The following is a 26,681-nucleotide window of genomic DNA, read 5'->3' on the forward strand; positions in this document are numbered from 1 at the left end:
GCGGGGCAGCCTTCACCGCGACGGTCATCAACTCAGCTCCTCTCAAGCGTGGCGGCAAGACTGGCAGCGCTCAGTGGCAGAGCCTGGCCTCGTGCTCCGCGTGACCGATGGGCTCCAACTGGAAGGTGCAGTGCTCGACATCGAAGTGATCTCCGATGCAGCCTTGCAGATTGTGCAGCATCTTCTCGTGGCCGACCGTGTCCAGGGCGTCCTGGCTCACCACCACATGCGCGGAGAGCACGGGCATGCCGGAGGTGATCGTCCAGGCGTGCAGATCGTGCACGTCTTCCACCCCGGGAAGAGCGACGATGTGCGCCCGCACCTCACCCATGTCGACGCCCTTGGGAGCCGCCTCCAGCAGCACGTTGAGGGTTTCCCGCAGCAGTTTCCAGGTGCGCGGCACGATCATGAGGCCGATGACCAGCGACGCGATGGGGTCGGCCGGCTGCCAGCCGGTGGCGAGGATGATGCCGGCCGACACCAGCACCGTGAGCGAGCCGAGGGTGTCCGCGAGCACCTCCAGATACGCCCCGCGCACATTGAGGCTCTCCTTCTGGCCGCGCACCAGCAGGGAGAGCGAGATCATGTTGGCGACGAGACCGATGAGGGCGAAGGCGATGGTCAGCCCTCCCTTGGTCTCGGCCGGCGTGATGAAGCGCTGCACCGCCTCGTACAGCAGATACCCGCCGACTCCGAGCAGCAGCAGACAGTTGGCGAGGGCCGCGAGGATTTCGGCCCGTGCGAAGCCGAAGGTGCGGTTCTGTACGGCCGGGCGGTTGGCGAAGTGGATCGCCAGCAGCGCCATCGCGAGGCCGACCCCGTCCGTCGCCATATGGGCGGCGTCGGCGATCAGGGCGAGGGAGTCGGAGAGGAAGCCGCCGACGATCTCCAGGACCATCACGCTCAGTGTGATGGCGAGCGCGATGCGCAGCCGTCCCTGGTAGGCCGCGGCCGCGGTGCCGGTCGGCGGCGGTCCGCCGTGCGAGTGCCCGTGGTCGTGCCCAGCCCCCATGAGGACGCCTCCTGGTCGTCGAAACGATCTGCCGAGACCTCAGTGAACTACGGGTGGGGGGTATCGGGCAAACACGGCACTGAACACCGTTGTCATATCGCCTGACCTGCGGAAATGACCGCAGGTCAGGGCGCTGACAAGATCATTTGATCCGGGCCTCAGGGTGCCGCAGGCACCAGCCGTCCCAGGCCGACTCGACCATCTCGCGCACCCCTCGCGAGGACGTCCAGTCCAGCTCCTTGGCGATCAGATCGACCGAGGCGACGGCCTTCGCGGCATCGCCGGGACGGCGCGCCTCGACGACCGGCTCGCCGGCGTATCCCGTGACATCGGCCACCAGATCGGCGAGTTCGCGCACCGAGACGCCGACCCCACGGCCGATGTTGACCGTCAGATCTCCGCCGCCCTCCTGCTCGGCCAGCCTGCGCGCGACCGCGAGATGGGCGTCGGCCAGATCCGAGACATGGATGTAGTCGCGGATGCAGGTGCCGTCCGGGGTCGGGTAGTCGGCGCCGAAGATCCGCGGAGCCTCACCGCGGGTGATCCGGTCGAAGAACATCGGAATGATGTTGAACACCCCGGTGTCGGCCAGCTCCGGCCGCTCCGCGCCCGCGACATTGAAGTAACGCAGGCAGGCGGTGGACAGGGAGTGCGCCCGGCCGGCGGCCCGGACCAGCCACTCGCCCGCCAGCTTGGTCTCGCCGTACGGGTTGATCGGCTCGCACGGAGCGGACTCGGGGATCAGGTCCATCTCCGGTACGCCGTACACGGCGGCCGAGGACGAGAAGAGGAACCGCTTCACGCCTGCCTCGACGACCGCCTCCAGGAGCACCGTCAGACCGTGCACATTCTCCCGGTAGTAGTGCAGCGGCTGCTCGACGGACTCTCCCACCTGCTTCTTCGCCGCGAGATGTACGACACCGGTCACAGCGTGCTCGGCGAGCGTGCGGTCCAGCAGCTCCCGGTCCAGGACCGCCCCGCGCACCAGCGGGATTCCCTCCGGCAGCCGCTCCACGACGCCCGACGAGACATCGTCGAGGACCACGACCCGCTCACCTGCCGCCGTCATGGCCCGCGCCACATGCGCTCCGATGTACCCCGCCCCACCTGTGATCAGCCACGTCATGCCGACCACCCTAGGCCCTGCCCTGCCGCGGTTTGTCGGGCGAGGCATGGATCGACGATGATGATCGCGGCGGGCCCTTCGGGTCCGGTCCATGCCGAGCGGAACGTAAACGGCCAGTGAAATCCCGCTTCCGTACATCCGATAGCCTCTGCCGACGTGCCGCCGCCCGGGTAGGCCGGGCCGAGCCGCCGCGCACCCGCACTGTCAGTTCCAAGGAGTGAGTTCGTCTGTCGACCGCCATCCTCACCGGTCCGCCGGTACCCGGATCGTCGCTCGAGGGCGATCTGCGGTCGCTGGGCTTTGACGTACGGGTAGCTTCCGGCGCCGAGGGCGCCGCAGCGCTGATCGACGCCGTACCGGTCGCCGACCGCGTCGCCGTCGTCGATCCCCACTTCGTCGGGCATGTCCACGCCCTGCGGCTGGCACTGACCGATCCACGTTTCCCGGCTGCCGCGGTCCCGGGCGCGCTCACCGCGCGGCCCGAGGCGCGGACTGCCCTGAGCCGCGCCCTGTCGGCCGCCGCACGGGCCGACGGCGTGAGCGACGACAGCGACACCCTGTCGGCCGTCCAGACCGCGGTGCTGCCCGATGTGCTCGCCGCCGCCCTCGACGCCGACGGCCCGGCCGTGCACCGGCCCGAGCTCGGGTCGCTCGTCGCGACCGTCCCCGGCGACCCCCAGGCCCGGAACGAGGCCAGGCAGGCCGTCGCCTCGGTCGATGACGAAGCCGTACGCCTGCGCTCGGCCGTGAAGGCCCGCGACGGGTTCTTCACCACCTTCTGCGTCAGCCCGTACTCGCGCTACCTCGCCCGCTGGTGCGCCGGCCGCGGATTCACCCCCAACCAGGTCACCACCGCCTCGCTGCTCACCGCACTGATAGCGGCAGCCGGCGCGGCCACAGGCACCCGCGCCGGATACATCGCGGCCGGCCTGCTGCTGCTCTTCTCCTTCGTCCTGGACTGCACCGACGGGCAGCTCGCCCGCTACTCGCTGCAGTACTCGACGATGGGCGCCTGGCTGGACGCGACCTTCGACCGTGCCAAGGAGTACGCCTACTACGCGGGCCTCGCCCTCGGCGCCGCCCGCAGCGGTGATGACGTCTGGGCGCTGGCGCTCGGCGCGATGGTGCTGCAGACCTGTCGGCACGTCGTCGACTTCTCCTTCAACGAGGCGAACCACGACGCGACGGCCAACACCAGTCCCACGGCTGCCCTCTCAGACAAGCTCGACAGCGTCGGCTGGACGGTCTGGGTGCGCCGGATGATCGTGCTGCCGATCGGCGAGCGCTGGGCGATGATCGCCGTGCTCACCGCCGTGACCACCCCTCGGATCGTCTTCTACGCGCTGCTCATCGGCTGCGGACTGGCCGCCTGCTACACCACCGCCGGCCGCGTCCTGCGCTCGCTGACCCGCAAGGCACAGAGGACCGACCGCGCCGCCCGGGCGCTCGCGGACCTCGCCGACTCGGGCCCGCTCGCCGAAGCCGTCGCGCGCTCCTCCGCGACGCGCGCGCGGAGCCTTCCCGGGTTCCTGCCGCTCGCGACCGCCGTGACCGGCGGCGCCGTTCTCGTGGCGACCGCGGCCTTCACCGGCTACGGCACCGTATGGCCCGTCCTCGCCGCTGTGGTGTATGTCATCACTTCGGGCCTCGCCGTCGCCCGCCCCCTCAAGGGCGCACTCGACTGGCTCGTCCCACCGGTGTTCAGGGCCGCCGAATACGGCACCATCCTGGTGCTCGCGGCCCGCGCCGACGTGAACGGGGCGTTGCCCGCGGCCTTCGGGCTGGTGGCGGCAGTCGCCTACCATCACTACGACACGGTGTACCGCATCCGCGGCGGTACGGGCGCGCCCCCGCACTGGCTGGTGCGGGCGACCGGCGGGCACGAAGGACGGATCCTGGCAGTCGCGCTGCTGGCCGCCCTGCTCAACAACTCGGACTTCACCACCGCGCTGACGGTTCTTGCTGTGGCCGTGGCACTCGTGGTGCTCGTCGAGAGCATCCGCTTCTGGGTGTCCTCCGGAGCACCCGCCGTACATGACGAAGGAGAACCCGCATGATCGGCCTTGTACTGGCAGCCGGTGCCGGACGGCGTCTGCGCCCCTACACCGACACGCTCCCGAAGGCCCTCGTGCCCGTGGACCCCGCGGGAGTCGGGTCCACCACCGTCCTCGACATCACCCTGGGTAACTTCGCGGAGATCGGACTCATGGAGGCCGCCATAGTCGTCGGCTACCGCAAGGAGGCCGTGTACGAGCGCAAGGCCGCCCTCGAGGCGAAGTACGGCCTCAAGCTGACTCTCGTCGACAACGACAAGGCCGAGGAGTGGAACAACGCCTACTCCCTGTGGTGCGCCCGTGACGTCATCAAGCAGGGCGTCATCCTCGCCAACGGCGACACCGTCCACCCGGTCTCCGTCGAGCGGACCCTGCTCGCCGCCCGCGGCAACGGCCAGAAGATCATCCTCGCCCTCGACACGGTGAAGCATCTCGCCGACGAGGAGATGAAGGTCATCACGGACGGCGACAAGGGCGTTCGGCGCATCACCAAGCTGATGGACCCGGCTGACGCCACCGGCGAGTACATCGGCGTCACCCTCATCGAGCCCGAGGCCGCCGACGAGCTGGCGGACGCGCTGAAGACCACCTTCGAGCGGGACCCCGACCTCTACTACGAGGACGGCTACCAGGAGCTCGTGAACCGCGGCTTCACCGTCGACGTGGCCCCCATCGGCGACGTCAAGTGGGTCGAGATCGACAACCACGACGACCTCGCGAAGGGCCGTGAGATCGCGTGCCTGTACTGACCCGACTGATCCCGTCCCCCGTCGTCGTCGACATCGGACCAGGGGCGCTGGACGACCTGGCCGGTCTCCTCGCCGACCAGCGGATCTCCAGCTCCGGCCGGCTCGCCGTCGCGATCAGCGGCGGCTCCGGCAAGGCGCTGCGCGAACGGCTGGCACCGGTCCTGCCCGGCGCCGACTGGTACTCGGTCGCCGACGGCACGATCGACTCGGCCGTACAGCTGGCCGACGACATCAAGGGCAAGCGATACGACGCGGTCGTCGGCCTCGGCGGCGGAAAGATCATCGACGTGGCGAAGTACGCCGCGGCCCGCGTCGGCATGCCGATGGTCGCAGTCGCCACGAACCTCGCGCACGACGGGCTCTGCTCCCCGGTCGCCACGCTCGACAACGACAACGGCCGGGGCTCCTACGGAGTCCCCACGCCGATCGCCGTCGTCATCGACCTGGATGTGGTCCGCGACGCCCCGGTGCGCTACGTGCGTTCCGGCATCGGTGACGCGATCTCGAACATCTCGTGTGTCGCCGACTGGGAGCTCTCCCACCGGCTGACCGGCGAATCCATCGACGGACTGGCCGCCGCAATGGCCCGTCAGGCCGGCGAGGCAGTGCTCCGGCATCCCGGTGGCATCGGTGACGACGCCTTCCTCACCGTCCTCGCCGAAGGGCTGGTCCTGACGGGTATCTCGATGTCGGTAGCCGGCGACAGCCGGCCCGCCTCCGGTGCCTGCCACGAGATCAACCACGCCTTCGACCTGCTGTACCCCAAGCGCTCAGCGCTCCACGGCGAGCAGGTGGGCCTCGGCGCCGCCTTCGCGATGCATCTGCGCGGTGCCCGCGAGGACGCGGGACTCTTCGCCGAGGTGCTGCGCAGACACGGCCTGCCAGTGCTGCCCGAGGAAATCGGGTTCTCCACGGACGAGTTCGTCAAGGCCGTGGAGTACGCACCGCAGACCCGTCCGGGCCGCTTCACCATCCTCGAGCACCTTGACCTCACCACCGATCAGATCAGGGACGCGTACGCCGACTATGCCAAGACCATCAGTAGCTGAACTCCGTCCGGTCGTTCACCCGGAGGGAGTGAAGGACCGGCGAAGCGGCGAGCACTGGGGCGGCCGCCTGTACATGCGCGAGATCTCCCTGCGCATCACCCGCCGCCTGGTCACCACGAAGGTCACGCCGAACCAGCTGACCTACCTGATGACCCTCTGCGGCGTCCTCGCGGCCCCCGCCCTGCTCGTCCCGGGCGTCTGGGGCGCCGTCCTCGGCGTCGTGGCGGTCCAGCTCTACCTGCTGCTCGACTGCGTCGACGGCGAGGTCGCCCGCTGGAAGAAGCAGTTCTCGCTCTCCGGCGTGTACCTGGACCGCGTCGGCGCCTACCTGTGCGACGCGGCGGTCCTGGTCGGCTTCGGCCTGCGCGCCTCCGACCTGTGGGGCCCCGGGCGGATCGACTGGCTGTGGGCCTTCCTCGGCACCCTCGCCGCGCTCGGCGCGATCCTGATCAAGGCCGAGACCGACCTGGTCGGGGTCGCCCGCCACCAGGGCGGGCTGCCGCCGGTCAAGGAGGCGGCGTCCGAGCCCCGCTCGTCCGGCATGGCACTGGCCCGCCGGGCCGCCGGCGCGCTGAAGTTCCACCGGCTCGTCCTCGGCATCGAGGCGTCCCTGCTCATCCTGGTGCTCGCCGTCCTGGACGCGGTCCGGGGCGACCTGTTCTTCTCGCGCCTCGGCGTCGCCGTGCTGGCCGGCATCGCGCTGCTCCAGACGCTGCTGCACCTGGTGTCCATCCTGGCCTCGAGCAGGCTCAAGTGAGTACGCCCATGAAGCTCGGCGCGGTCATCATCACGATGGGTAACCGCCCCGACGATCTGCGCGCTCTCCTCGACTCGGTCGCCAAGCAGGACGGCGACCCGATCGAGGTGGTCGTCGTCGGCAACGGCGCCCCGGTGACCGATGTCCCCGAGGGTGTACGCACCGTGGACCTGCCCGACAACCTGGGCATCCCGGGCGGTCGCAACGTCGGCATCGAGGCCTTCGGCCCGTCCGGCTCAGGCGTCGACGTACTGCTGTTCCTGGACGACGACGGACTGCTGCCCAACAGCGACACCGGCGAGCTGGTGCGCCAGGCCTTCGAGGCCGATCCGAAGCTGGGCATCGTCAGCTTCCGGATCGCCGACCCGGAGACCGGGCTCACCCAGCGCCGCCACGTCCCGCGGCTGCGTGCCTCCGACCCGATGCGCTCCTCGCGGGTGACGACCTTCCTGGGCGGCGCCAATGCCGTGCGTACGGAGGTCCTCGCCGAGGTCGGCGGACTGCCCGACGAGTTCTTCTACGCTCATGAGGAGACGGATCTCGCCTGGCGGGCGCTGGATGCCGGCTGGGCGATCGACTACCGCTCGGACATGGTGCTGTTCCACCCGACGATGCCGCCCTCCCGGCACGCTGTATACCACCGCATGGTGGCCCGCAACCGGGTCTGGCTCGCCCGCCGGAATCTCCCGGCGCCGCTGGTCCCCGTCTATCTCGGTGTCTGGGTGCTTCTCACGCTGGCCCGGCGCCCTTCGGTGTCCGCGCTGAAGGCCTGGTTCCGCGGCTTCGGAGAGGGCTGGCGGACGCCCTGCGGTCCCCGTCGGCCCATGAAGTGGCGTACGGTATGGCGGCTCACCCGACTGGGCCGACCTCCCATCGTCTGACAAGCTCGGGTCTGGGACCATCGGGCGTACTCCCAGGACCGGGGACGTCCGAAGCAGAGCACGACCTGCCGCGCATCTTGAACACGAAAGTTTCAACTTGTGAGTGACACAACCCATGACGGTGCGATTGCGATGAGCGCCCCGCCATCTCCCGACGAAGGCCTGACCTCGGCGCAGCTCGCGGCCAAGTACGGCCTGTCGGTGAGCGGTGCCCGACCGGGGCTCGTCGAATACATCGGGCAGCTCTGGGGCCGACGCCACTTCATCCTGGCGTTCTCCTCGGCGAAGCTGACCGCGCAGTACAGCCAGGCCAAGCTGGGCCAGCTCTGGCAGGTGGCGACCCCGCTGCTGAACGCGGCGGTCTACTACATGATCTTCGGCTTGATCCTCAACTCGGGCCGGGGGATGGACAAGGCCGTCTTCATCCCCTTCCTTGTGACGGGTGTGTTCGTCTTCACCTTCACCCAGACCTCGGTGATGGCCGGTGTCCGGGCGATCTCGGGCAATGTGGGGCTGGTGAGGGCGCTGCACTTCCCTCGCGCGGCGCTGCCGATCTCGTTCGCGTTGCAGCAGCTGCAGCAGCTGATGTTCTCGATGATCGTGCTGTTCGTCATCGCGGCCTCGTTCGGCAGCTATCCGTCGCTCAGCTGGCTGCTGATCGTGCCCGCGCTCGCGATGCAGTTCGTGTTCAACATCGGACTGGCCCTGATCATGGCGAGGCTGGGCAGCAATACGCCGGACCTGGCGCAGCTGATGCCGTTCATCATGCGCACCTGGATGTACGCCTCGGGCGTCATGTTCTCCATCTCGGTGATGCTCGAGGGCAAGCCGCCCTGGATCGCCGAGGTGCTCATGTACAACCCGGCGGCCATCTACATGGACCTGATCCGGTTCGCGCTGATCGACGGGTACGACTCGTCCAACCTGCCGTCGCACGTCTGGCTGGCAGGTGCCCTCTGGGCCGTGCTGCTGGGCATCGCCGGCTTTGTGTATTTCTGGAAGGCTGAGGAGCGGTACGGCCGTGGCTGACAACAACCAGGGACGCATCCCGACCGTCATCGCCGACGATGTGCACATCGTCTACCGGGTCAGCGGCGGCAGCGGCGGCAAGGGCAGCGCCACCGCGGCGCTGAGCCGCATTCTCCGCCGCGAAAAGGGCGAGGCCCGCGGCATCCGCAAGGTGCACGCGGTTCGCGGTGTCTCCTTCACCGCGTACCGCGGCGAGGCGATCGGTCTGATCGGCACCAACGGCTCCGGCAAGTCGACCCTGTTGCGGGCCATCGCGGGTCTGCTGCCGACGGAGAGCGGCAAGGTCTACACCGACGGTCAGCCGTCCCTGCTCGGCGTCAATGCCGCGCTCATGGGCGATCTGACCGGCGAGCGCAATGTCATTCTCGGTGGACTGGCCATGGGTATGACGCGTGAGGAGATCCGCGATCGCTACGAGGGGATCGTGGACTTCTCCGGTATCAACGAGAAGGGGGACTTCATCACCCTTCCGATGCGCACCTACTCCTCCGGCATGGGAGCGAGGCTCCGCTTCTCCATCGCCGCGGCCAAGAACCACGACGTCCTGATGATCGACGAGGCTCTGGCGACCGGTGACCGCAAGTTCCAGATCCGTTCCGAGGAACGGATCCGGGAGCTCCGCCAGGAGGCGGGAACGGTCTTCCTGGTCTCTCACGGTGCCAAGTCGATCAGGGACACCTGCGACCGCGTCCTGTGGCTGGAGAGGGGCGAACTCCTGATGGACGGCCCGACCGATGAGGTCATCAGGGCGTACGAGAAGGAGACCGGCAAGTAGTCCGGCCCCGGAGCCTCGATCAAGGTTCCGCCCGACGTTCCGTTCACAGTCGCGTTCAAAGGCTCCCGTCGTGACATCCAGGCGGGGGCCTTTCGCGTCCTTCGAGGCGACGGCCGGACAGGAGCCGTCGACGGCACCGGGCGGGGACCGTCACATCAAGGTCAAGTTCCGGGGTGCCAGGGATGGTTGGACGGGATTGACGTGTTCTTGTAACGCGCGCAACACCCCGACGTATCACTGGGCGTTGTACAACGTAAGCTGTACCGGTGCTGAATTGCGGCAAGTAGGGCGATACTCCCTAGGAATCCTGTCCGCCGGGCGGTCTCTCAGCGGGGAGGACGGGCGGCGTGTCCGAAATAGGATGTATTGGGTCGGCAGTGTAGAACGGGAGATGTGACGGCAATGACGGAAAATCTCCAGCTCCGCGAGGCTTTCGCCGTCCCCGCACCGGGCAGCGCGCCATGACTGGCACCCGGGAGGCGCGCCCCGAGACATCCGCGCGCGCCACACTCGACAAGGCCGCGGACGAGAACTTCCCCGTGGCCCCCTTCTTCCTGCCGCGCGCCTGGCGCGACGACCTGATGGCCGTGTACGGCTACGCCCGCCTCGTCGACGACATCGGCGACGGTGACCTCGCTCCCGGCGGCGCGGACGCCCGTCACCTAGGCGTGGACCCGGCACTGGCCGAGGACCGGCTGGCCGTGCTGGACGCCTTCGAGGCCGATCTGCGGCGCGTCTTCGACGCCACGCCGCGTCACCCCCTGCTGCGTGCCCTTCAGCCGACGGTGCGCCGCAGCTCGCTCCCCGCCGAGCCCTTCCTCGGCCTGATCGAGGCCAACCGCCAGGACCAGCTGGTACGGCGCTACAAGACGTACGACGAGCTCGTCGCCTACTGCGAGCTGTCCGCCAACCCCGTCGGCCGCCTGGTGCTGCAGATCACCGGGACCGCGACCCCCGAGCGTGTACGCCGCTCCGACGCCGTGTGCACCGCGCTCCAGATCATCGAGCACCTCCAGGACGTGACCGAGGACCTGGGGCGCGACCGCGTCTATCTGCCGGCCGAGGACATGCAGCGGTTCCGCGTCACGGAGGCCGACCTGGCCGCGGGAACCGGGAGCGCGTCGGTGCGCGTCCTGGTCGCATACGAAGCCGAACGCGCCCGGCGCCTGCTGAATGAAGGCACCCCGCTGGTGGGTAGCGTCCACGGCAGGCTGCGGCTGCTGCTTGCCGGTTTCGTGGCCGGCGGGCGCGCCGCCCTCACCGCGATCGCGGACGCCGGACACGATGTCCTGCCAGGACCGCCCAAGCCCACCAAGGCGAATCTGCTGCGTGAAGTGGGAGCGGTCTTGCGAAGAGCGCGTAGAGAGGGGTGAGCCGGACGATGGAGGGACCGACGGAGGTGTCCGCACCGGTGCAGGCCGCGTACAGCTACTGCGAGGCCGTCACCGGACAGCAGGCGCGTAACTTCGCCTACGGCATCAGGCTGCTGCCGACCGAGAAGCGCCAGGCGATGTCGGCGCTGTACGCGTTCTCGCGACGCGTCGACGACATCGGCGACGGCTCGCTCGAGCCGAAGGCCAAGCAGGACAGGCTCGAGGGCACCCGGGACCTGCTGGACCGGATCCGGCAGGACGCGGTCGACGAGGACGACATCGACCCGGTCGCCGTGGCGCTCGCGGACGCGGCGCGCCGCTTCCCGATCCCGCTCGGCGGGCTCGACGAACTCATCAACGGCGTGCTGATGGACGTGCACGGCGGGACGTACGAGACCTGGGACGACCTCAAGGTCTACTGCCGGTGTGTCGCGGGTGCGATCGGGCGGCTCTCGCTCGGCGTGTTCGGCACCCAGCCCGGTGCGCCCGGCGCCGAGCGCGCAGCCGAGTACGCCGACACCCTCGGACTCGCCCTCCAACTCACCAACATCCTCAGGGACATTCGCGAGGACGCGGGCAGCGGACGCACCTACCTCCCCGCCGACGACCTCGCCAAGTTCGGCTGCTCCGTGGGCTTCCACACCGCGACCCCGCCGCCCGGGTCCGACTTCGTCGGCCTGGTGCACTTCGAAGTCCGGCGCGCCCGCACACTCTTCGCCGAGGGCTACCGGCTGCTGCCGATGCTCGACCGGCGCAGCGGCGCCTGTGTAGCGGCGATGGCGGGCATCTACCGCCGCCTGCTCGACCGCATCGAGCGCGACCCCGAGGCGGTGCTGCGTGGCCGCGTGTCCCTGCCCGGACGCGAGAAGGCGTACGTCGCCGTGCGCGGCCTGTCCGGACTCGACGCCCGCCACATCACCCGGCGGACCCTCAGGGGGCGTTCCTGATGCCGGCGTACGCGCACAGACGGCGGGCAACCGTCCGCCGCGGCGCGGCGTCCCTGACTGCAACGGCCGGAGGGGAGGTCGCATGACGGACGACGACAACATGCGGTCCCGGCACGCGGTGGTGGTCGGCGGGGGACTCGCCGGAGTCACCGCGGCACTGCAGCTCGCCGGCGCGGGAGTCCGCGTCACGCTGGTCGAAGGCCGTCCTCGTCTGGGCGGCCTCGCCTTCTCCTTCCGCCGCGGCGACCTCACCGTCGACAACGGCCAGCATGTGTATCTGCGCTGCTGCACCGCGTACCGCTGGTTTCTCGAGCGGGTCGGGGGTGCTCATCTCGCCCCGCTCCAGGACCGGTTGGACGTACCCGTACTGGATGTCGCGCCCGCGCGCGGCCCGCGGCTCGGACGGCTGCGCCGCACCGGGCTGCCCGTGCCACTGCACCTGGCGGCCGGCCTTGCCTCCTACCCGCACCTCTCGCTCGCCGAGCGGGCGAGTGTCGGGCGCGCCGCGCTCGCCCTGGGGAAGCTCGACCCGGCCGACCCGGCGCTGGACGGTATCGACTTCGCCACCTGGCTGGGCCGCCACGGCCAGTCCCAGCGCACCATCGACGCCCTCTGGGACCTCGTCGGCGTGGCGACCCTGAACGCCACCGCGCCGAACGCTTCGATGGGCCTTGCCGCGATGGTCTTCAAGACCGGGCTGCTCTCCGAGCCCGGCGCCGCCGACATCGGCTGGGCGCGTGTGCCGCTCGGCGAACTCCATGACACGCTGGCGCGCAAGGCCCTCGACTCGGCAGGAGTACGTACCGAACTGTCGACCCGCGTCAGGGGCATCTCCCGGGCGGGGCACGGGCGCTGGCACGTCGAAGTGGACGGCGAGCAGCTGGAGGCGGACACCGTCGTGCTCGCCGTACCGCAGCGTGAGACCCACGCGCTGCTGCCCGAAGGGGCCCTCGAGGACCCCGACCGGCTGCTCGACATCGGCACCGCGCCGATCCTCAACATCCATGTCCTGTACGACCGCAAGGTGCTGCGGCGGCCCTTCTTCGCCGCGCTCGGTACTCCGGTCCAGTGGGTCTTCGACCGCACCGAAGCCTCGGGGCTGCGGCACGGCCAGTATCTGGCGCTGTCCCAGTCCGCCGCCGAGGCCGAGATCGACACGCCCGTACCCGTACTGCGCGAGCGGTATCTTCCCGAGCTGGAACGGCTGTTGCCCGCCGCGCGAGGCGCGGGCGTACGCGACTTCTTCGTGACCCGGGAGCGGACGGCAACCTTCGCCCCGGCCCCGGGAGTCGGCAGGCTGCGACCCGGCGCGCGGACCCGCGCCCCCGGCCTGTACCTTGCGGGCTCGTGGACCGCCACCGGCTGGCCCGCGACCATGGAGAGTGCCGTGCGCAGCGGCTTCAGTGCCGCGGGTGCCGCACTCTCCGCGCTCGGCCGCCCCCATGAACATCCGCTCAAGGAGGCGGCGTGAGCCTGAGTACTGGAACAAGAGGAGAGACCGTGCCGACTGTGCCCTCGGCGAATCCGGCCTGTGACACCACAGCCGGAGGAGAGAGCCTGGACACCCTTGCGCTGCTCGAACGCGGGCGGACCATGTCCACCCCGGTGCTGCGCGCCGCCGTGGACCGGCTCGCGCCGCCCATGGACACCGTCGCGGCCTATCACTTCGGATGGATCGACGCGGAGGGACGTCCCTCGGCCGGGGACGGCGGCAAGGCCGTACGGCCGGCGCTCGCACTGCTCTCCGCGGAGGCGGCCGGAGCAGCGCCCGAGGTGGGCGTGCCCGGCGCGGTCGCCGTGGAGCTGGTGCACAACTTCTCGCTGCTGCACGACGACCTGATGGACGGCGACGAGCAGCGCCGCCACCGCGACACCGTCTGGAAGGTCCACGGCCCGGCCCAGGCGATCCTCGTCGGCGACGCGCTCTTCGCGCTCGCCAACGAGGTCCTGCTCGAGCTCGGCACGGTCGAGGCGGGGCGCGCCACACGCAGGCTGACCACCGCCACGCGCAAGCTGATCGACGGCCAGGCCCAGGACATCTCCTACGAGCACCGCGAGCGGGTCACCGTCGAGGAGTGCCTGGAGATGGAGGGCAACAAGACCGGCGCGCTGCTGGCCTGTGCCGTCTCCATCGGCGCGGTGCTCGGCGGGGCGGACGACAAGACCGCGGACACGCTGGAGGCGTACGGCTACCACCTCGGCCTCGCCTTCCAGGCCGTCGACGATCTGCTCGGCATCTGGGGCGACCCCGTCTCCACCGGCAAGCAGACCTGGAGCGATCTGCGCCAGCGCAAGAAGTCCCTGCCGGTCGTCGCCGCGCTCGCCGCGGGCGGTCCGGCCTCACAGCGTCTCGGAGAGCTGCTCGCGGCCGACGCCAAGAGCCATGACTTCGACAGCTTCTCCGAGAAGGAGTTCGCCACCAGGGCGGCCCTGATCGAGCAGGCGGGCGGCCGCGAGTGGACCTCGCAGGAGGCCCGCAGACAGCACGCCGTCGCGATCGAGGCCCTCAGCGGTGTCGACATGCCGGAACAGGTGCGTGCGCAGCTCGTCGCGCTCGCGGACTTCGTCGTTGTACGGAAGAGATGATCGATATCGCCTGCCTCATATGAATCGCAGTCGCCGGCCGGTGCACGGGCATCCGTGCACCGGCCGACGGAGACCCCAGCACGGCAGAGAACCACTGCATCGAAGGGGAAGCCATGACAGCGACGACCGACGGAAGCAGCGGGCCCGCGGGGGCCGCCGTAACCGCGGCCAGTGAAACAACCGGGACGACATCCGCAGCGAGCGGCATTCTCGAAGCCGCCGGGCGGGCCGCGGAGCGCTCAGTGGAGCATCTGCTGGGTCGCCAGGACGCCCAGGGCTGGTGGAAGGGCGACCTCGAAACCAATGTGACGATGGACGCGGAGGATTTGCTGCTCCGTCAGTTCCTCGGCATCCAGGACGCGCTGACCACCGAGGCGTCCGCCCGTTTCATCCGCGGCGAGCAGCGCGAGGACGGCACCTGGGCCACCTTCTACGGCGGTCCCGGTGAACTCTCCACCACCATTGAGGCGTACGTCGCCCTGCGGCTGGCCGGCGACCTGCCCGAGGCCCCGCACATGGCTCGCGCCTCCGGCTGGATCCGCGAGCAGGGGGGCATCGCCGCGAGCAGGGTCTTCACCCGGATCTGGCTGGCCCTCTTCGGCTGGTGGAAGTGGGACGACCTGCCCGAGCTGCCGCCCGAGCTGATCTTCCTGCCCAAGTGGTTCCCGCTGAACATCTACGACTTCGGCTGCTGGGCCCGGCAGACCATCGTTCCGCTCACCGTGGTCTCCGCGAAGCGGCCGGTGCGGCCCGCGCCGTTCGCGCTCGATGAGCTGCACATCGACGCCCGGGTGCCGAACCCGCCCAAACCGCTTGCGCCCGCAGCGAGTTGGGACGGGTTCTTCCAGCGCGCGGACAAGGCGCTGCACGCGTACCACAAGCTCGCACCGCGCCGGCTGCGGCGCGTCGCTATGAACGCCGCCGCTCGCTGGATCATCGAGCGTCAGGAGAACGACGGCTGCTGGGGCGGAATCCAGCCCCCCGCCGTGTACTCCGTGATCGCCCTGCATCTCCTCGGCTACGACCTCCAGCATCCCGTCATGCGGGCGGGTCTGGAGTCGCTGGACCGCTTCGCCGTGTGGCGCGAGGACGGCGCCCGCATGATCGAGGCCTGCCAGTCACCGGTCTGGGACACCTGCCTCGCCACCATCGCGCTCGCCGACGCCGGGGTGACAGCGGACCACCCCGCGCTCGTGAAGGCGGCCGACTGGATGCTGGGCGAGGAGATCGTACGGCCCGGCGACTGGTCCGTACGCAGGCCCGGACTCGCCCCGGGCGGCTGGGCGTTCGAGTTCCACAACGACAACTACCCGGACATCGACGACACCGCCGAAGTCATCCTCGCCCTGAGGAGGGTCAAGCACCCCGACCCGGCGCAGGTCGATGTGGTGATCGGGCGGGGCGCGCGCTGGACCATGGGCATGCAGTCCAGGAACGGTGCGTGGGCCGCATTCGACGCCGACAACACCAGCGCGTTCCCCAACCGGCTGCCGTTCTGCGACTTCGGCGAGGTCATCGACCCGCCGTCGGCCGACGTCACCGCGCATGTCGTCGAGATGCTGGCCCACGAGGGCATGGCCCACCACCCCCGTACCCGGCGTGGCATCGAGTGGCTGCTCGCCGAACAGGAGACCAACGGCGCCTGGTTCGGGCGCTGGGGTGTCAACTACGTATACGGGACAGGGTCGGTGGTGCCGGCGCTGATCGCGGCCGGAATGTCCGCCGCGCACCCCGCCGTCCGCCGTGCGGTCCGCTGGCTCACATCCGTTCAGAACGACGACGGAGGCTGGGGCGAGGATCTGCGCTCCTACCTCCCCCAGAGACTTCGTCCTGGGGGGACCCCCATGGAGCAGGGGATCGGCCACGGCGCCTCCACCGCGTCCCAGACCGCCTGGGCGCTGCTCGCCCTGCTCGCGGCGGGGGAGCGGGAGAGCACGTCGGTGGAGCGGGGAGTGGCCTGGCTCGTCGAGACCCAGCAGGCGGACGGCTCCTGGGACGAGCCGCACTTCACCGGTACCGGCTTCCCCTGGGACTTCTCCATCAACTACCACCTCTACCGCCAGGTCTTCCCGCTCACGGCGCTCGGCCGCTATGTGCACGGAGAGCTGTTCACCGGTCTTACGGACAGCCGCAAGGGGGGCTGATGGAAGCGTCCTCGGAGCTGTCCGGCTCCGCCGTGCCGCTGTTGATCGCCTGTGCGCTCGGCATCGAGAAGCTCGCCCTTCGCAGCGGCGACCACAGTGGCAACCGCGGTGGCGCGCGCGGCCCGGTCACCGTGCTCCGTACGGGTATGGGGCCGGACAACGCGGAGCGCGCGGTTCTCGGTGCGTTGCGCGACGGTCTGCTGGGCGGAGCGGCCGTGGTCGCGTCCGGTTTCTGTGCGGGCCTCGCCCCGGGCATGCACCCGGGGGATCTCGTCGTGGCCGACGAGACTCGCGACACTACCGGCGTCACGGCCTGCACAAACACGGACGTGCTGGTCAAGGCGGTGGCCCGGGCCGTGCCCGGACGCGCCGTGCACACCGGCACGCTGACCGGGTCCGACCATGTCGTACGCGGTCAGGAGCGTGCCGAGCTGCGTGCCACCGGGGCGATTGCGGTGGACATGGAGTCCGCGGCCACGCTGCGCGGCGCTCTGAGCACCGGGCCCCGCCCGGTTGCGGCCGTCCGGGTGGTCGTGGACGCTCCGGAGCATGAACTGGTCCGTATCAGCACGGTGCGCGGTGGAATATCAGCCTTCCGCGTTCTTCGCGCCGTCCTTCCCGCTTTCTATGAATGGCACCGTTCTTTGCTGCTCCCCAGGAGGTGAGCTAGATGGCCATGCCGCTCCGTCAGACCATCAGGGTCGGGACGTACCTCTTTGAACAGAAGCTCCGCAAGCGTGAGAAGTTTCCGCTCATCGTCGAGCTGGAGCCGCTCTTCGCCTGCAATCTGAAGTGCGAGGGCTGCGGGAAGATCCAGCACCCGGCCGGGATTCTGAAGCAGCGCATGCCGGTCGCGCAGGCGGTCGGGGCGGTGCTCGAGTCAGGGGCCCCGATGGTCTCGATCGCGGGCGGCGAGCCGCTGATGCACCCTCAGATCGATGAGATCGTCCGGCAATTGGTGGCCAGGAAGAAGTACGTATTCCTCTGCACCAATGCCATGCTGCTGCGCAAGAAGATCGAGAACTTCACTCCTTCTCGCTATTTCGCCTTTGCCGTGCACATCGACGGGCTGCGCGAACGGCACGACGAGTCGGTCGCCAAGGAAGGCGTGTTCGACGAGGCGGTGGAGGCGATCAAGGAGGCCAAGAAGCGCGGTTTCCGGGTCACCACCAACTCCACCTTCTTCAACACCGACACGCCGCAGACCGTCATCGAGGTACTCAACTACCTCAATGACGACCTGAAGGTGGACGAGATGATGATCTCGCCCGCGTACGCCTACGAGAAGGCGCCCGATCAGGAGCACTTCCTGGGCGTAGAGCAGACCCGTGAGCTGTTCAAGAAGTCCTTCGCGGGCGGCAATCGGCGACGCTGGCGGCTCAATCACTCGCCGCTCTTCCTCGACTTCCTCGAGGGCAAGGCGGACTTCCCGTGCACGGCGTGGGCGATCCCCAACTACTCACTCTTCGGCTGGCAGCGCCCCTGCTATCTGATGGCCGACGGATACGTCCCCACCTACCGGGAGCTCATCGAGGACACCGACTGGAGCAAGTACGGCCGCGGCAAAGACCCGCGCTGCGCCAACTGCATGGCGCACTGCGGCTACGAGCCCACCGCCGTCCTCGCCACCATGGGCTCCCTCAAGGAGTCTCTCCGGGCGGCGCGCGACACCGTCTCGGGAAACCGCGGGTGACGTGATGTCTGCAGGGAAGCCAGTCGCACTGGGGCTGCCCGAGCTGCCGGCCAGGCCGATCGCGGTGCGCCGCACGTCGCGGCGCATCGAGGTCGGCACCGTGGCCGTCGGCGGGGACGCTCCCGTATCGGTGCAGTCGATGACGACCACGCGCACCTCCGACATCGGCGCGACGCTGCAGCAGATCGCCGAACTGACCGCGTCCGGCTGCCAGATCGTACGGGTCGCCTGTCCCACCCAGGACGACGCGGACGCGCTGGCCACCATCGCGCGCAAGTCGCAGATCCCGGTGATCGCGGACATCCACTTCCAGCCGAAGTACGTCTTCGCCGCGATCGACGCCGGCTGCGCGGCGGTCCGGGTCAATCCGGGCAACATCAAGCAGTTCGACGACAAGGTCAAGGAGATCGCCCGCGCGGCCGGCGAGACCGGCACCCCGATCCGTATCGGGGTCAATGCCGGATCGCTCGATGCCCGGCTTCTCGCCAAGTACGGCAAGGCGACGCCTGAGGCGCTCGTCGAGTCCGCGCTGTGGGAGGCGTCCCTCTTCGAGGAGCACGGCTTCCGCGACATCAAGATCTCGGTCAAGCACAACGACCCGGTGGTGATGGTGGGCGCCTACCGGCAGCTCGCGGCCGCCTGCGACTATCCGCTGCATCTGGGCGTCACGGAGGCGGGACCGGCGTTCCAGGGCACCATCAAGTCGGCCGTCGCCTTCGGCGCGCTGCTCAGCGAGGGTATCGGCGACACCATCCGGGTCTCGCTCTCCGCCCCGCCCGCCGAAGAGGTCAAGGTCGGTATCCAGATCCTGGAGTCGCTGAATCTGCGGCAGCGCCGTCTGGAGATCGTTTCCTGCCCCTCCTGCGGCCGCGCGCAGGTGGATGTGTACAAGCTCGCCGACCAGGTCACGGCGGGTCTCGAGGGGATGGAGGTGCCGTTGCGCGTCGCCGTCATGGGCTGCGTCGTCAACGGCCCCGGCGAGGCCCGCGAGGCCGACCTCGGCGTCGCCTCAGGAAACGGCAAGGGCCAGATCTTCGTGAAGGGCGAGGTCATCAAGACCGTCCCCGAGTCGAAGATCGTCGAGACCCTCATCGAAGAGGCGATGAAGATCGCCCAATCCATGGAGGACGCGGGGGTTGCCTCCGGGCAGCCCGCCGTCACCGTGAGCTGAACAGCATGTGAAGGGGGACGGACCGTGACGATTCTTGAGAGCATCCGGGGGCCGCGCGATCTCAAGGCGCTGACAGATGCGGAACTCGAAGAACTCGCGAAGGAGATCAGAGAGTTCCTGGTCCAGGCGGTGGCCCGAACCGGGGGCCATCTGGGACCGAACCTCGGGGTGGTGGAACTGACCGTCGCCCTGCACCGGGTTTTCGACTCGCCCGTCGACCGCATCCTCTGGGACACCGGGCACCAGAGCTACGTACACAAACTGCTCACCGGCCGGCAGGACTTCTCCAAGCTGCGCGGCAAGGGCGGTCTCTCCGGCTACCCCTCCCGCGAGGAGTCCGAGCACGACGTCATCGAGAACTCCCACGCCTCGACCGTGCTCGGCTGGGCGGACGGCCTGGCCAAGGCGCATCAGGTGCTGGGCAGCAGCGACCATGTCGTCGCGGTCATCGGCGACGGCGCGCTCACCGGCGGTATGGCCTGGGAGGCGCTCAACAACATCGCCGCCGCCAGGGACCGGCCGCTGATCATCGTGGTGAACGACAACGAGCGGTCCTACGCGCCGACCATCGGCGGTCTCGCCAACCACCTCGCCACACTGCGTACCACCGACGGTTACGAGCGGGTCCTGGCCTGGGGCAAAGACGTCCTCCAGCACACACCCGTGGTCGGGAAGCCGCTGTACGAATCGCTGCACGGCGCGAAGAAGGGGTTCAAGGACGCCTTCGCGCCGCAGGGGATGTTCGAGGATCTGGGCCTGAAATACGTGGGGCCGATCGACGGGCACGACATAGCGGCCGTCGAGTCCGCGCTGCGCCGGGCGAAACGCTTCCACGGGCCCGTGCTGGTGCACTGCCTGACCGAGAAGGGGCGGGGCTACCAGCCGGCGCTGGAGGACGAGGCCGACCGCTTCCACACCGTCGGGATGATGGACCCGCTCACCTGCGAACCGCTCGCACCCTCCAACGGGCCTTCCTGGACATCGGTGTTCGGGGAGGAGATCGCCGAGATCGGCGCGGAACGGCCGGACGTCGTGGCGATCACCGCCGCGATGCTGCATCCCGTCGGGCTGACCAAGTTCGCCGAGCGGTTCCCCGGGCGGGTGTGGGACGTCGGGATCGCCGAGCAGCACGCCGCAGTCTCGGCGGCAGGGCTGGCCACCGGCGGACTGCACCCGGTCGTCGCCGTGTACGCCACCTTTCTCAACCGCGCCTTCGACCAGCTGCTGATGGATGTCGCCCTGCACAAGTGCGGGGTGACCTTCGTGCTGGACCGGGCCGGCGTCACCGGGGTCGACGGGCCCTCCCACAACGGCATGTGGGACATGTCGATCCTGCAGGTCGTCCCAGGGCTGCGGATCGCCGCGCCGCGCGACGCCGACCGGCTGCGCCAGGAGCTGCGCGAGGCCGTCGCCGTGGATGACGCCCCGACGGTGCTGCGCTTCCCCAAGGAGTCGGTGGGCGAGCCCATCGAGGCGATCGGGCGGATCGGCGGGATGGACGTACTGCACCGGGCCGACGACGCCGAGGTGCTGCTGGTCTCGGTCGGCGCGCTTGCCGCCGTCTGTCTGCAGGCGGTGGAGCTGCTCAGGGGCCGCGGTCTCCGCTGCACCGTGGTGGACCCGCGCTGGGTCAAGCCCGTCGACGAACAGCTCGCGCCGCTCGCCGCCCAGCACCGGCTGGTGGCGGTGGTCGAGGACAACAGCCGCAACGGCGGTGTCGGCTCGGCCGTCGGGCAGTCGCTGCGCGACGCCGGCGTGGATGTGCCGCTGCGCACCTTCGGCATCCCCGAACAGTTCCTCGCGCACGCCAAACGCGGCGAGGTGCTGGCCGACATCGGACTCACCCCGGTCGAGATCGCGGGACGGATCAGTGCCGCCATGGCAGTCAAGGAGAGCTGAGGAATGACCGAGCCGCTCAAGGGCTTCGATCTGGCGAGACTCCTCGCGGAGCGCGGAGCCGAGCGCTACGAGCTGCATGCGCGACATCTCAACCACCAGCTGCCGCGCATGCTGCACACCATCGGCTTCGACAAGGTCTACGAGCGAGCCGAAGGGGCGTACTTCTGGGACGCCGACGGCAACGACTACCTCGATATGCTCGCGGGCTTCGGGGTGATGGGGCTCGGGCGGCACCATCCCGTTGTACGCAAGGCGCTGCACGACGTGCTCGATGCCTCGCTCGCGGACCTGACCCGCTTCGACTGCCAGCCGCTGCCGGGGCTGCTGGCGGAGAAGCTGCTGAGGCAGAGTCCGCACCTGGAGCGGGTGTTCTTCGGCAACAGCGGTACGGAGGCGGTGGAGACGGCGCTGAAGTTCGCCCGGTACGCGACCGGGAAGCCGAGGATCCTCTACTGCTCGCACGCCTTCCACGGACTGACCACCGGGTCGCTGTCGGTCAACGGGGAGGCCGGCTTCCGGGACGGCTTCGCGCCGCTGCTGCCCGACACCGCGATCGAGCTCGGCGACCTGGCCGCGCTGGAGCGGGAGTTGACGCGGGGCGATGTGGCGGGCCTCGTGGTGGAGCCGATCCAGGGCAAGGGCGTGCATGCGACGCCTCCCGGATTCCTCTACGCCGCACAGGAGTTGCTGCACAAGCACAAGGCGCTGCTGATCGCCGACGAGGTGCAGACCGGCCTCGGCAGGACCGGTGACTTCTACGCGTACCAGTACGAGGCGGGGGTCGAGCCGGATCTGGTCTGTGTGGCGAAGGCGCTCTCGGGCGGGTATGTGCCGGTCGGTGCGACCCTCGGCAAGGACTGGATCTTCAAGAAGGTCTACTCGTCGATGGACCGGGTGCTGGTGCACTCCGCCAGCTTCGGCTCCAACGCGCAGGCGATGGCTGCCGGGCTCGCAGTGCTCTCGGTGCTGGAGGACGAGCATGTCGTGGCGAACGCGCGGGTGACCGGAGAGCTGCTCAGGTCACGGCTGGCCGCGCTCGTCGACCGTTACGAGCTGCTGCACGAGGTGCGCGGCCGGGGCCTGATGATCGGCATCGAGTTCGGCCGTCCGGACTCGATCAAGCTGCGCAGCCGCTGGACCATGCTGCAGGCGGCCCGCAAGGGTCTCTTCGCGCAGATGGTGGTGGTGCCGCTGCTGCAGAAGCACCGGATCCTCACCCAGGTCTCGGGCGACCACATGGAAGTGATCAAGCTGATTCCGCCGTTGACCATCGGAGAGCGGGAGGTCGAGCGGTTCGTGGTGGCCTTCACCGCGGTGATGGACGATGCGCACGGGGGTGGCGGGCTGATGTGGGACTTCGGCAAGACGCTGGTGAAGCAGGCAGTCGCCAACCGCTGACTTTTGCCTCCGGGGCAAGAAATTTGCCTCGGAGGAAAGTCCCTGGCGCAATGGAGGCATGAGCTCTCCCGAAGAAGCAGCCACCCCGCTGCCGGATGTCGCGCCGCGGCTTCGAGATCTGCGCCGCCGCCGCGGCCTCACCCTGGAAGCCGCAGCCCAGCGTGCGGGGCTTTCTCCCGCCCACCTCTCCCGGCTCGAGACAGGCCATCGTCAGCCGTCGCTGCCGATGCTGCTCGGTCTCGCCAGACTCTACGGTTCGACAGTAGCGGAGCTCCTCGGCGAGCTCGCGCCGGAGCGCGAGCCGATCATCCGCGCCGGCAGCCGCGAGCCCTCCGAGGCGGACGGCTGGACCTACCACCAGACCGGCGGCGCCGGCCGGGCGATGCAGGCCCTGCGGCTGGTGGTCCCGTACGGCAGCCAGGGCGAGCTCGTCCGGGTGCACCCCGGGGAGGAGTGGCTCCATGTCCTCAAGGGCCGACTGCGCCTGAGTCTGGGTGACGCTGTCCACGAGCTGGCTCCCGGGGACAGCGCGCACTTCGACTCACTGACCCCGCACCGCCTCGCGGCGGCCGGGCGTGAGGGGGCCGAGCTGCTGTTCGTCCACACACTGCTGCAGAGCCCCGACCTCCATGCGCACAACTGACTTCAGAGAGGCCCGCGATGTCCGAACGTAAGACCGCGATGACCAAAAGTGACAATGAAGAGCGGAAGTTTCCCCGAGGGCTGGTGATCCGGCTCTTCGCCTATCTGGTGGCGGGCCATCTGTTCGCCGGGTTTCTCTACCTTCTGTTCACGCTGGGCGGTCAGAGCTAGCTCTCCGGCTCCGCGGTCGCCTACGCCTCGTCGATGAGGCGTAGGCGCAGGCGCTCGCGTGTCTCCGGGGTGACCTTCAGGCCCTCGGTGAGGTACCGCTCCGTCGTGCCCCAGGTCTGCTCGATCGTCTCGAAGGCCGCCGCGAGGTACTCGGCGCGCGCGTCGAAGAGCGGGCTCAGTAGCTCCATCACTTCGGGGGACATCCCGGCCGGGGAGTTGTCGCTGCGGCGCACCAGGTAACGGCGGTGCGGGTCATTGGACTTGAGGTAGTCCGCCTCGATGGCCTCGCGCTCAACGCCGACCGCGAGCAGCGACACGGCGATCGAAATGCCGGCGCGGTCCTTGCCCGCCGCACAGTGCATCAGTGCCGGAACGCTGTCCTCCGCGAGCGCGTGCAGTACGCGGCTGTGCTCGGCGGTGCGCTGCTTGACGATCGCCCGGTACGACGCCGACATCCGGCCCGCCGCCTTGCCGTCCGCGAGGATCGACTTCAGCTCGTCGAGATTACCCTCCCGGACCATCTTCCAGAACTGGGCGCCGTCGGCCGGGTCGGTGAGCGGCAGATTCACATTGCGCACGCCCGGCAGCTCGACGTCCGGGCCCTCCAGCTTCTGGTCCGCGGCATTGCGGAAGTCGAAGATCGTGTGCAGGCCAAGGGTGGAGAGGAACGCGGTGTCGCCCGCCGTGGCGCTGGCGAGATGGCCGCTGCGGAAGAGCTGTCCGAACCGCACCCGTCGGCCGTCCACGGTCGGCAGGCCGCCCACATCCCGGAAGTTGCGCACTCCGGACAGCTCAGGCTCTGTCGACGGGACCTGCGGCAGCTGCTGTGTCACGGGGGCTCCTGAAGTGACAGCCGTCGGCGCTGCTCGCCGACGATGGCGCGTTTCCCGACGATACGACATTGCTTCATCGGGCAATCATCTCGGTCCGTTCCCGCAAGGGCGTTGCACCGGCGGCGGCTTCCGTCGGATGATGTTCGGGCCTGTGCGGACCTGTGAGAATCTGAGGGGTTGGGATGATCGAGAGCGTTGGCAAGGGCCGTACGTGGGTTCTCTCCGGACCGACGAGCAGTTATGCGCTGTGCCTCACAGAAGCCGACGAACTGCTCCATCTCCACTGGGGGCCACGGATCTCCGGCGCCGACGCGGAGGCCCTCGCGGCCCAGAGCCTGCCGCCCTACTGGCCGTTCGAGTCACAGCTCGACGGACACGAGGAGTATCCCGTCGAGGGCGGGCCACGCTTCGTACGACCGGCGCTCTCCATCCGTACGGACACGGTGCGCGGCACCGAGTGGACCTTCGCCGGCGCGGAGAAGGTGGCCGGCGACGAGTTGAGGCTCCGCTTCACCGACGCCGTACACGGCCTCGGCCTCACCCTGCATCACCGGATGCGCGACGACACGGACGTCATCGAGCGCTGGGTCACCCTCACACATGAGGGCGAAGGCCCCGACCTGGAACTCCTGCGCGCCGACGCCGCCACGTGGACACTCCCGCAGCGCGACAGCTGGCGGCTCAGCCAGCTGCACGGCCGGTGGGCGGCCGAGTCGCTGCTCGTACGCTCGGAGCTGACGTACGGCGAGAAAGTGCTGAGCAGCAGGCGCGGCCACACCGGCCACCAGCATCTGCCCTGGGTCGCGCTGGACGCGGAAGGGGCCACGGAGGAGCGGGGCGAGGTGTACGGCGTCGCCCTCGCCTGGTCCGGGTCCTGGCGGATCTCCGTGGCGCGGCTGCCCGACGGACTCGTACAGATAACCGGCGGGGCCGGCTACGACGACTCCGGGCTGCTGCGGCTCGCACCGGGCCAGTCGTACACCTCGCCCGTCTTCGCCGGACTGTGGAGCGAAGGAGGGTTCGGCGGATCCAGCAGGGCCTGGCACGCCTGGCAGCTGGCGCATGTGATCCCGGACGCCCAGGCCGACCGGCCCGTGCTCTACAACTCCTGGGAGGCCACCGGCTTCGATATCTCCGAGGAGCAGCAGCGGGCGCTCGCGCGGCGGGCCGCGGCCCTGGGCGTCGAGCTGTTCGTGGTGGATGACGCCTGGTTCGGGCAGCGCACCAGCGACCGCGCCGGACTCGGCGACTGGACCCCCAACGCCGAGCGCTTTCCGCGGGGGCTGGAGCCGCTCGCCGACGAAGTGCACGCGCTGGGCATGCAGTTCGGGATCTGGGTCGAGCCGGAGATGGTCAACGCCGACAGCGATCTCTACCGCGCGCATCCGGACTGGGTCCAGCACCACCCGGGCCGGACACGGACGGAGTTCCGCAACCAGCTCGTACTGAACCTGGCGCGCGAGGACGTACAGGCCCACCTCTGGGAGCAGTTGGACGGACTGCTCGCCGGCGCGCCCATCGACTATGTGAAATGGGACTTCAACCGCTGTTTCACGGACGCCGGCTGGCCCGGCGAGAGATATCCGCAGAGGCTGTGGGTCGAGCATGTGCACGCGCTGTACGCGCTCCTCGACAGGCTGCGCGCCGCGCATCCCTCGGTCGCCTTCGAGTCCTGCTCGGGCGGCGGCGGCCGGATCGACCTCGGGATCCTCTCCCGCACCGATCAGGTGTGGACCTCCGACAACACCGATCCGCTGGACCGGCTCGCCATCCAGCAGGGCTTCACCCAGCTGCACCCGGTACGGGCCATGGCGGCCTGGGTGACCGACAGCCCCAACGTCCAGCTCAATGGCCGCGTGAGCACACTCCGTTTCCGCTTTGTGAGCGCCATGGCAGGAGTGCTCGGAGTCGGCGGCGATCTCACCGAGTGGAGCGCGGAGGAGCTCGCCGAGGCACACGTCTGGGTGGAGCTCTACAAGAAGATCAGGCCTGTGGTGCAGCACGGCGAGCTGTACCGGCTGCGGGCGCCGGAGGGCGGACTGAGTGCCGTGCAGTACCTACGAGGTGACGAGACAGTCGTCCTCGCCTGGCTCCAGGCGCAGCACTACGGCGAACAGCCGCCCAGGCTCAGGCTGCGCGGGCTCGATCCGGCAGCCGTGTACGAGTGCCCGGACTCCGGTGCTGCGCATCGCGGATCCCTGCTGCTGCACCAGGGGCTGCACACCGGACTGAAGGGGGACATGGACGCCACGGTGATCCGGCTCCGGCGCCGCTGAGTGAGCGCGGCCGCTTCGGCCCGGCTGACAGGAGCGGACCCGGCTACAACGCATTCCGGTGGCTGCTCCGGCTCAATCCCCGACGAAATTCCGATGGGCGTGGCATGAATTGGGCA

General features: G+C 69.4%; 24 protein-coding genes. 20 read left to right on the forward strand and 4 right to left on the reverse strand.

Annotated elements, in window-relative coordinates; translation table 11 throughout:
• Window positions 1–70: 70 nt before the first annotated feature.
• The 3 genes from OG966_RS34100 to OG966_RS34110 all read right to left on the reverse strand — a co-directional run bounded on the left by OG966_RS34100 (window position 71) and on the right by OG966_RS34110 (window position 2,542).
• Entirely contained in the window at window positions 71–1,012 is a 942-nt protein-coding gene (locus tag OG966_RS34100) for a cation diffusion facilitator family transporter (protein ID WP_326653904.1), read from the reverse strand.
• A gap of 142 nt (window positions 1,013–1,154) precedes the next feature.
• Complete coding sequence (gene galE / locus OG966_RS34105; RefSeq protein ID WP_326653905.1) at window positions 1,155–2,138, reverse strand: UDP-glucose 4-epimerase GalE; 984 nt, start codon at window positions 2,136–2,138, stop codon at window positions 1,155–1,157.
• Window positions 2,135–2,542 (reverse strand): hypothetical protein, encoded by a 408-nt coding sequence (locus OG966_RS34110; RefSeq protein ID WP_326653906.1) that lies wholly within the window; start codon window positions 2,540–2,542, stop codon window positions 2,135–2,137. Before OG966_RS34110 ends, galE begins: the two co-directional genes overlap by 4 nt.
• On the opposite strand from OG966_RS34110, the gene OG966_RS34115 reads away from it, so the two are divergent.
• From OG966_RS34115 to OG966_RS34205, 19 genes are all read left to right on the forward strand, one after another.
• Complete coding sequence (locus tag OG966_RS34115) at window positions 2,423–4,195, forward strand: DUF5941 domain-containing protein (RefSeq protein ID WP_326655490.1); 1,773 nt, start codon at window positions 2,423–2,425, stop codon at window positions 4,193–4,195. The two genes, OG966_RS34110 and OG966_RS34115, sit on opposite strands and share 120 nt — an antisense overlap.
• Window positions 4,192–4,941: a phosphocholine cytidylyltransferase family protein gene (locus OG966_RS34120; protein WP_326653907.1), complete on the forward strand. Its 750-nt coding sequence runs from the start codon at window positions 4,192–4,194 to the stop codon at window positions 4,939–4,941. Before OG966_RS34115 ends, OG966_RS34120 begins: the two co-directional genes overlap by 4 nt.
• Window positions 4,929–5,990, forward strand: a complete 1,062-nt coding sequence (locus OG966_RS34125; RefSeq protein ID WP_326653908.1) for an iron-containing alcohol dehydrogenase family protein — start codon at window positions 4,929–4,931, stop codon at window positions 5,988–5,990. Before OG966_RS34120 ends, OG966_RS34125 begins: the two co-directional genes overlap by 13 nt.
• Window positions 5,968–6,747 carry a CDP-alcohol phosphatidyltransferase family protein gene (locus OG966_RS34130; protein WP_326653909.1) on the forward strand — a complete coding sequence of 260 codons (780 nt, stop codon included), beginning with the start codon at window positions 5,968–5,970 and terminating at the stop codon, window positions 6,745–6,747. The genes OG966_RS34125 and OG966_RS34130 overlap by 23 nt, the downstream gene beginning before the upstream one ends.
• Before the next feature lie 8 nt (window positions 6,748–6,755).
• Window positions 6,756–7,628, forward strand: a complete 873-nt coding sequence (locus OG966_RS34135; RefSeq protein ID WP_406733680.1) for a glycosyltransferase family 2 protein — start codon at window positions 6,756–6,758, stop codon at window positions 7,626–7,628.
• A gap of 99 nt (window positions 7,629–7,727) precedes the next feature.
• Entirely contained in the window at window positions 7,728–8,657 is a 930-nt protein-coding gene (locus OG966_RS34140; protein ID WP_326653911.1) for an ABC transporter permease, read from the forward strand.
• The gene (locus OG966_RS34145; protein WP_326653912.1) at window positions 8,650–9,432 is read left to right on the forward strand and encodes an ABC transporter ATP-binding protein; all 783 of its coding nucleotides are present in this window, start codon (window positions 8,650–8,652) and stop codon (window positions 9,430–9,432) included. Before OG966_RS34140 ends, OG966_RS34145 begins: the two co-directional genes overlap by 8 nt.
• A 461-nt stretch (window positions 9,433–9,893) precedes the next feature.
• On the forward strand, window positions 9,894–10,805 hold the full coding sequence (gene hpnC, locus OG966_RS34150; protein ID WP_326653913.1) for a squalene synthase HpnC: 912 nt from the start codon (window positions 9,894–9,896) through the stop codon (window positions 10,803–10,805).
• 8 nt (window positions 10,806–10,813) lie between these two features.
• The gene (hpnD, locus tag OG966_RS34155) at window positions 10,814–11,752 is read left to right on the forward strand and encodes a presqualene diphosphate synthase HpnD (protein WP_326653914.1); all 939 of its coding nucleotides are present in this window, start codon (window positions 10,814–10,816) and stop codon (window positions 11,750–11,752) included.
• An 82-nt stretch (window positions 11,753–11,834) separates the two neighbouring features.
• Window positions 11,835–13,223 (forward strand): hydroxysqualene dehydroxylase HpnE, encoded by a 1,389-nt coding sequence (gene hpnE / locus OG966_RS34160; protein ID WP_326653916.1) that lies wholly within the window; start codon window positions 11,835–11,837, stop codon window positions 13,221–13,223.
• Between the two features lie 38 nt (window positions 13,224–13,261).
• A complete protein-coding gene (locus OG966_RS34165; RefSeq protein WP_326655491.1) occupies window positions 13,262–14,338 on the forward strand; it encodes a polyprenyl synthetase family protein in 1,077 nt (358 codons plus the stop codon).
• Between the two features lie 113 nt (window positions 14,339–14,451).
• Complete coding sequence (gene shc / locus OG966_RS34170) at window positions 14,452–16,482, forward strand: squalene--hopene cyclase (protein WP_326653917.1); 2,031 nt, start codon at window positions 14,452–14,454, stop codon at window positions 16,480–16,482.
• Window positions 16,482–17,147: a phosphorylase family protein gene (locus OG966_RS34175; protein ID WP_326653918.1), complete on the forward strand. Its 666-nt coding sequence runs from the start codon at window positions 16,482–16,484 to the stop codon at window positions 17,145–17,147. The genes shc and OG966_RS34175 overlap by 1 nt, the downstream gene beginning before the upstream one ends.
• Before the next feature lie 5 nt (window positions 17,148–17,152).
• Entirely contained in the window at window positions 17,153–18,175 is a 1,023-nt protein-coding gene (gene hpnH / locus OG966_RS34180) for an adenosyl-hopene transferase HpnH (protein ID WP_326653919.1), read from the forward strand.
• 4 nt (window positions 18,176–18,179) lie between these two features.
• Window positions 18,180–19,346, forward strand: coding sequence for a flavodoxin-dependent (E)-4-hydroxy-3-methylbut-2-enyl-diphosphate synthase (ispG, locus tag OG966_RS34185; RefSeq protein ID WP_326653920.1), 1,167 nt, complete (start codon window positions 18,180–18,182; stop codon window positions 19,344–19,346).
• A 24-nt stretch (window positions 19,347–19,370) separates the two neighbouring features.
• Window positions 19,371–21,245, forward strand: a complete 1,875-nt coding sequence (gene dxs, locus OG966_RS34190) for a 1-deoxy-D-xylulose-5-phosphate synthase (protein WP_326653921.1) — start codon at window positions 19,371–19,373, stop codon at window positions 21,243–21,245.
• 3 nt (window positions 21,246–21,248) lie between these two features.
• Window positions 21,249–22,643, forward strand: coding sequence for an aspartate aminotransferase family protein (locus OG966_RS34195; protein ID WP_326653922.1), 1,395 nt, complete (start codon window positions 21,249–21,251; stop codon window positions 22,641–22,643).
• Between the two features lie 58 nt (window positions 22,644–22,701).
• A complete protein-coding gene (locus OG966_RS34200) occupies window positions 22,702–23,286 on the forward strand; it encodes an XRE family transcriptional regulator (protein WP_326653923.1) in 585 nt (194 codons plus the stop codon).
• 17 nt (window positions 23,287–23,303) lie between these two features.
• Entirely contained in the window at window positions 23,304–23,456 is a 153-nt protein-coding gene (locus OG966_RS34205) for a DUF6126 family protein (protein WP_326653924.1), read from the forward strand.
• A gap of 20 nt (window positions 23,457–23,476) precedes the next feature.
• Here OG966_RS34205 and OG966_RS34210 read toward each other — a convergent pair whose 3' ends face one another.
• Window positions 23,477–24,289 (reverse strand): tyrosine-protein phosphatase, encoded by an 813-nt coding sequence (locus OG966_RS34210; protein ID WP_326653926.1) that lies wholly within the window; start codon window positions 24,287–24,289, stop codon window positions 23,477–23,479.
• A 182-nt stretch (window positions 24,290–24,471) separates the two neighbouring features.
• Here OG966_RS34210 and OG966_RS34215 point away from each other — a divergent pair, with 182 nt between their 5' ends.
• A complete protein-coding gene (locus OG966_RS34215) occupies window positions 24,472–26,565 on the forward strand; it encodes an alpha-galactosidase (protein WP_326653927.1) in 2,094 nt (697 codons plus the stop codon).
• The last annotated feature ends 116 nt before the right edge of the window (window positions 26,566–26,681 follow it).

This window comes from Streptomyces sp. NBC_01750, from assembly GCF_035918095.1.
GTDB lineage: Bacteria > Actinomycetota > Actinomycetes > Streptomycetales > Streptomycetaceae > Streptomyces.

Bases quoted from the DNA above. Each gene is read 5' to 3' on its own strand.
- OG966_RS34100 (WP_326653904.1), bottom strand. From the start codon at position 1,012: ATGGGGGCTGGGCACGACCACGGGCACTCGCACGGCGGACCGCCGCCG.
- galE (WP_326653905.1), bottom strand. From the start codon at position 2,138: ATGACGTGGCTGATCACAGGTGGGGCGGGGTACATCGGAGCGCATGTG.
- OG966_RS34110 (WP_326653906.1), bottom strand. From the start codon at position 2,542: ATGCCCGACGAAGTGGGGATCGACGACGGCGACGCGGTCGGCGACCGG.
- OG966_RS34120 (WP_326653907.1), top strand. From the start codon at position 4,192: ATGATCGGCCTTGTACTGGCAGCCGGTGCCGGACGGCGTCTGCGCCCC.
- OG966_RS34130 (WP_326653909.1), top strand. From the start codon at position 5,968: ATGCCAAGACCATCAGTAGCTGAACTCCGTCCGGTCGTTCACCCGGAG.
- OG966_RS34135 (WP_406733680.1), top strand. From the start codon at position 6,756: ATGAAGCTCGGCGCGGTCATCATCACGATGGGTAACCGCCCCGACGAT.
- hpnC (WP_326653913.1), top strand. From the start codon at position 9,894: ATGACTGGCACCCGGGAGGCGCGCCCCGAGACATCCGCGCGCGCCACA.
- hpnD (WP_326653914.1), top strand. From the start codon at position 10,814: ATGGAGGGACCGACGGAGGTGTCCGCACCGGTGCAGGCCGCGTACAGC.
- hpnE (WP_326653916.1), top strand. From the start codon at position 11,835: ATGACGGACGACGACAACATGCGGTCCCGGCACGCGGTGGTGGTCGGC.
- shc (WP_326653917.1), top strand. From the start codon at position 14,452: ATGACAGCGACGACCGACGGAAGCAGCGGGCCCGCGGGGGCCGCCGTA.
- OG966_RS34175 (WP_326653918.1), top strand. From the start codon at position 16,482: ATGGAAGCGTCCTCGGAGCTGTCCGGCTCCGCCGTGCCGCTGTTGATC.
- hpnH (WP_326653919.1), top strand. From the start codon at position 17,153: ATGGCCATGCCGCTCCGTCAGACCATCAGGGTCGGGACGTACCTCTTT.
- ispG (WP_326653920.1), top strand. From the start codon at position 18,180: ATGTCTGCAGGGAAGCCAGTCGCACTGGGGCTGCCCGAGCTGCCGGCC.
- OG966_RS34195 (WP_326653922.1), top strand. From the start codon at position 21,249: ATGACCGAGCCGCTCAAGGGCTTCGATCTGGCGAGACTCCTCGCGGAG.
- OG966_RS34200 (WP_326653923.1), top strand. From the start codon at position 22,702: ATGAGCTCTCCCGAAGAAGCAGCCACCCCGCTGCCGGATGTCGCGCCG.
- OG966_RS34205 (WP_326653924.1), top strand. From the start codon at position 23,304: ATGTCCGAACGTAAGACCGCGATGACCAAAAGTGACAATGAAGAGCGG.
- OG966_RS34215 (WP_326653927.1), top strand. From the start codon at position 24,472: ATGATCGAGAGCGTTGGCAAGGGCCGTACGTGGGTTCTCTCCGGACCG.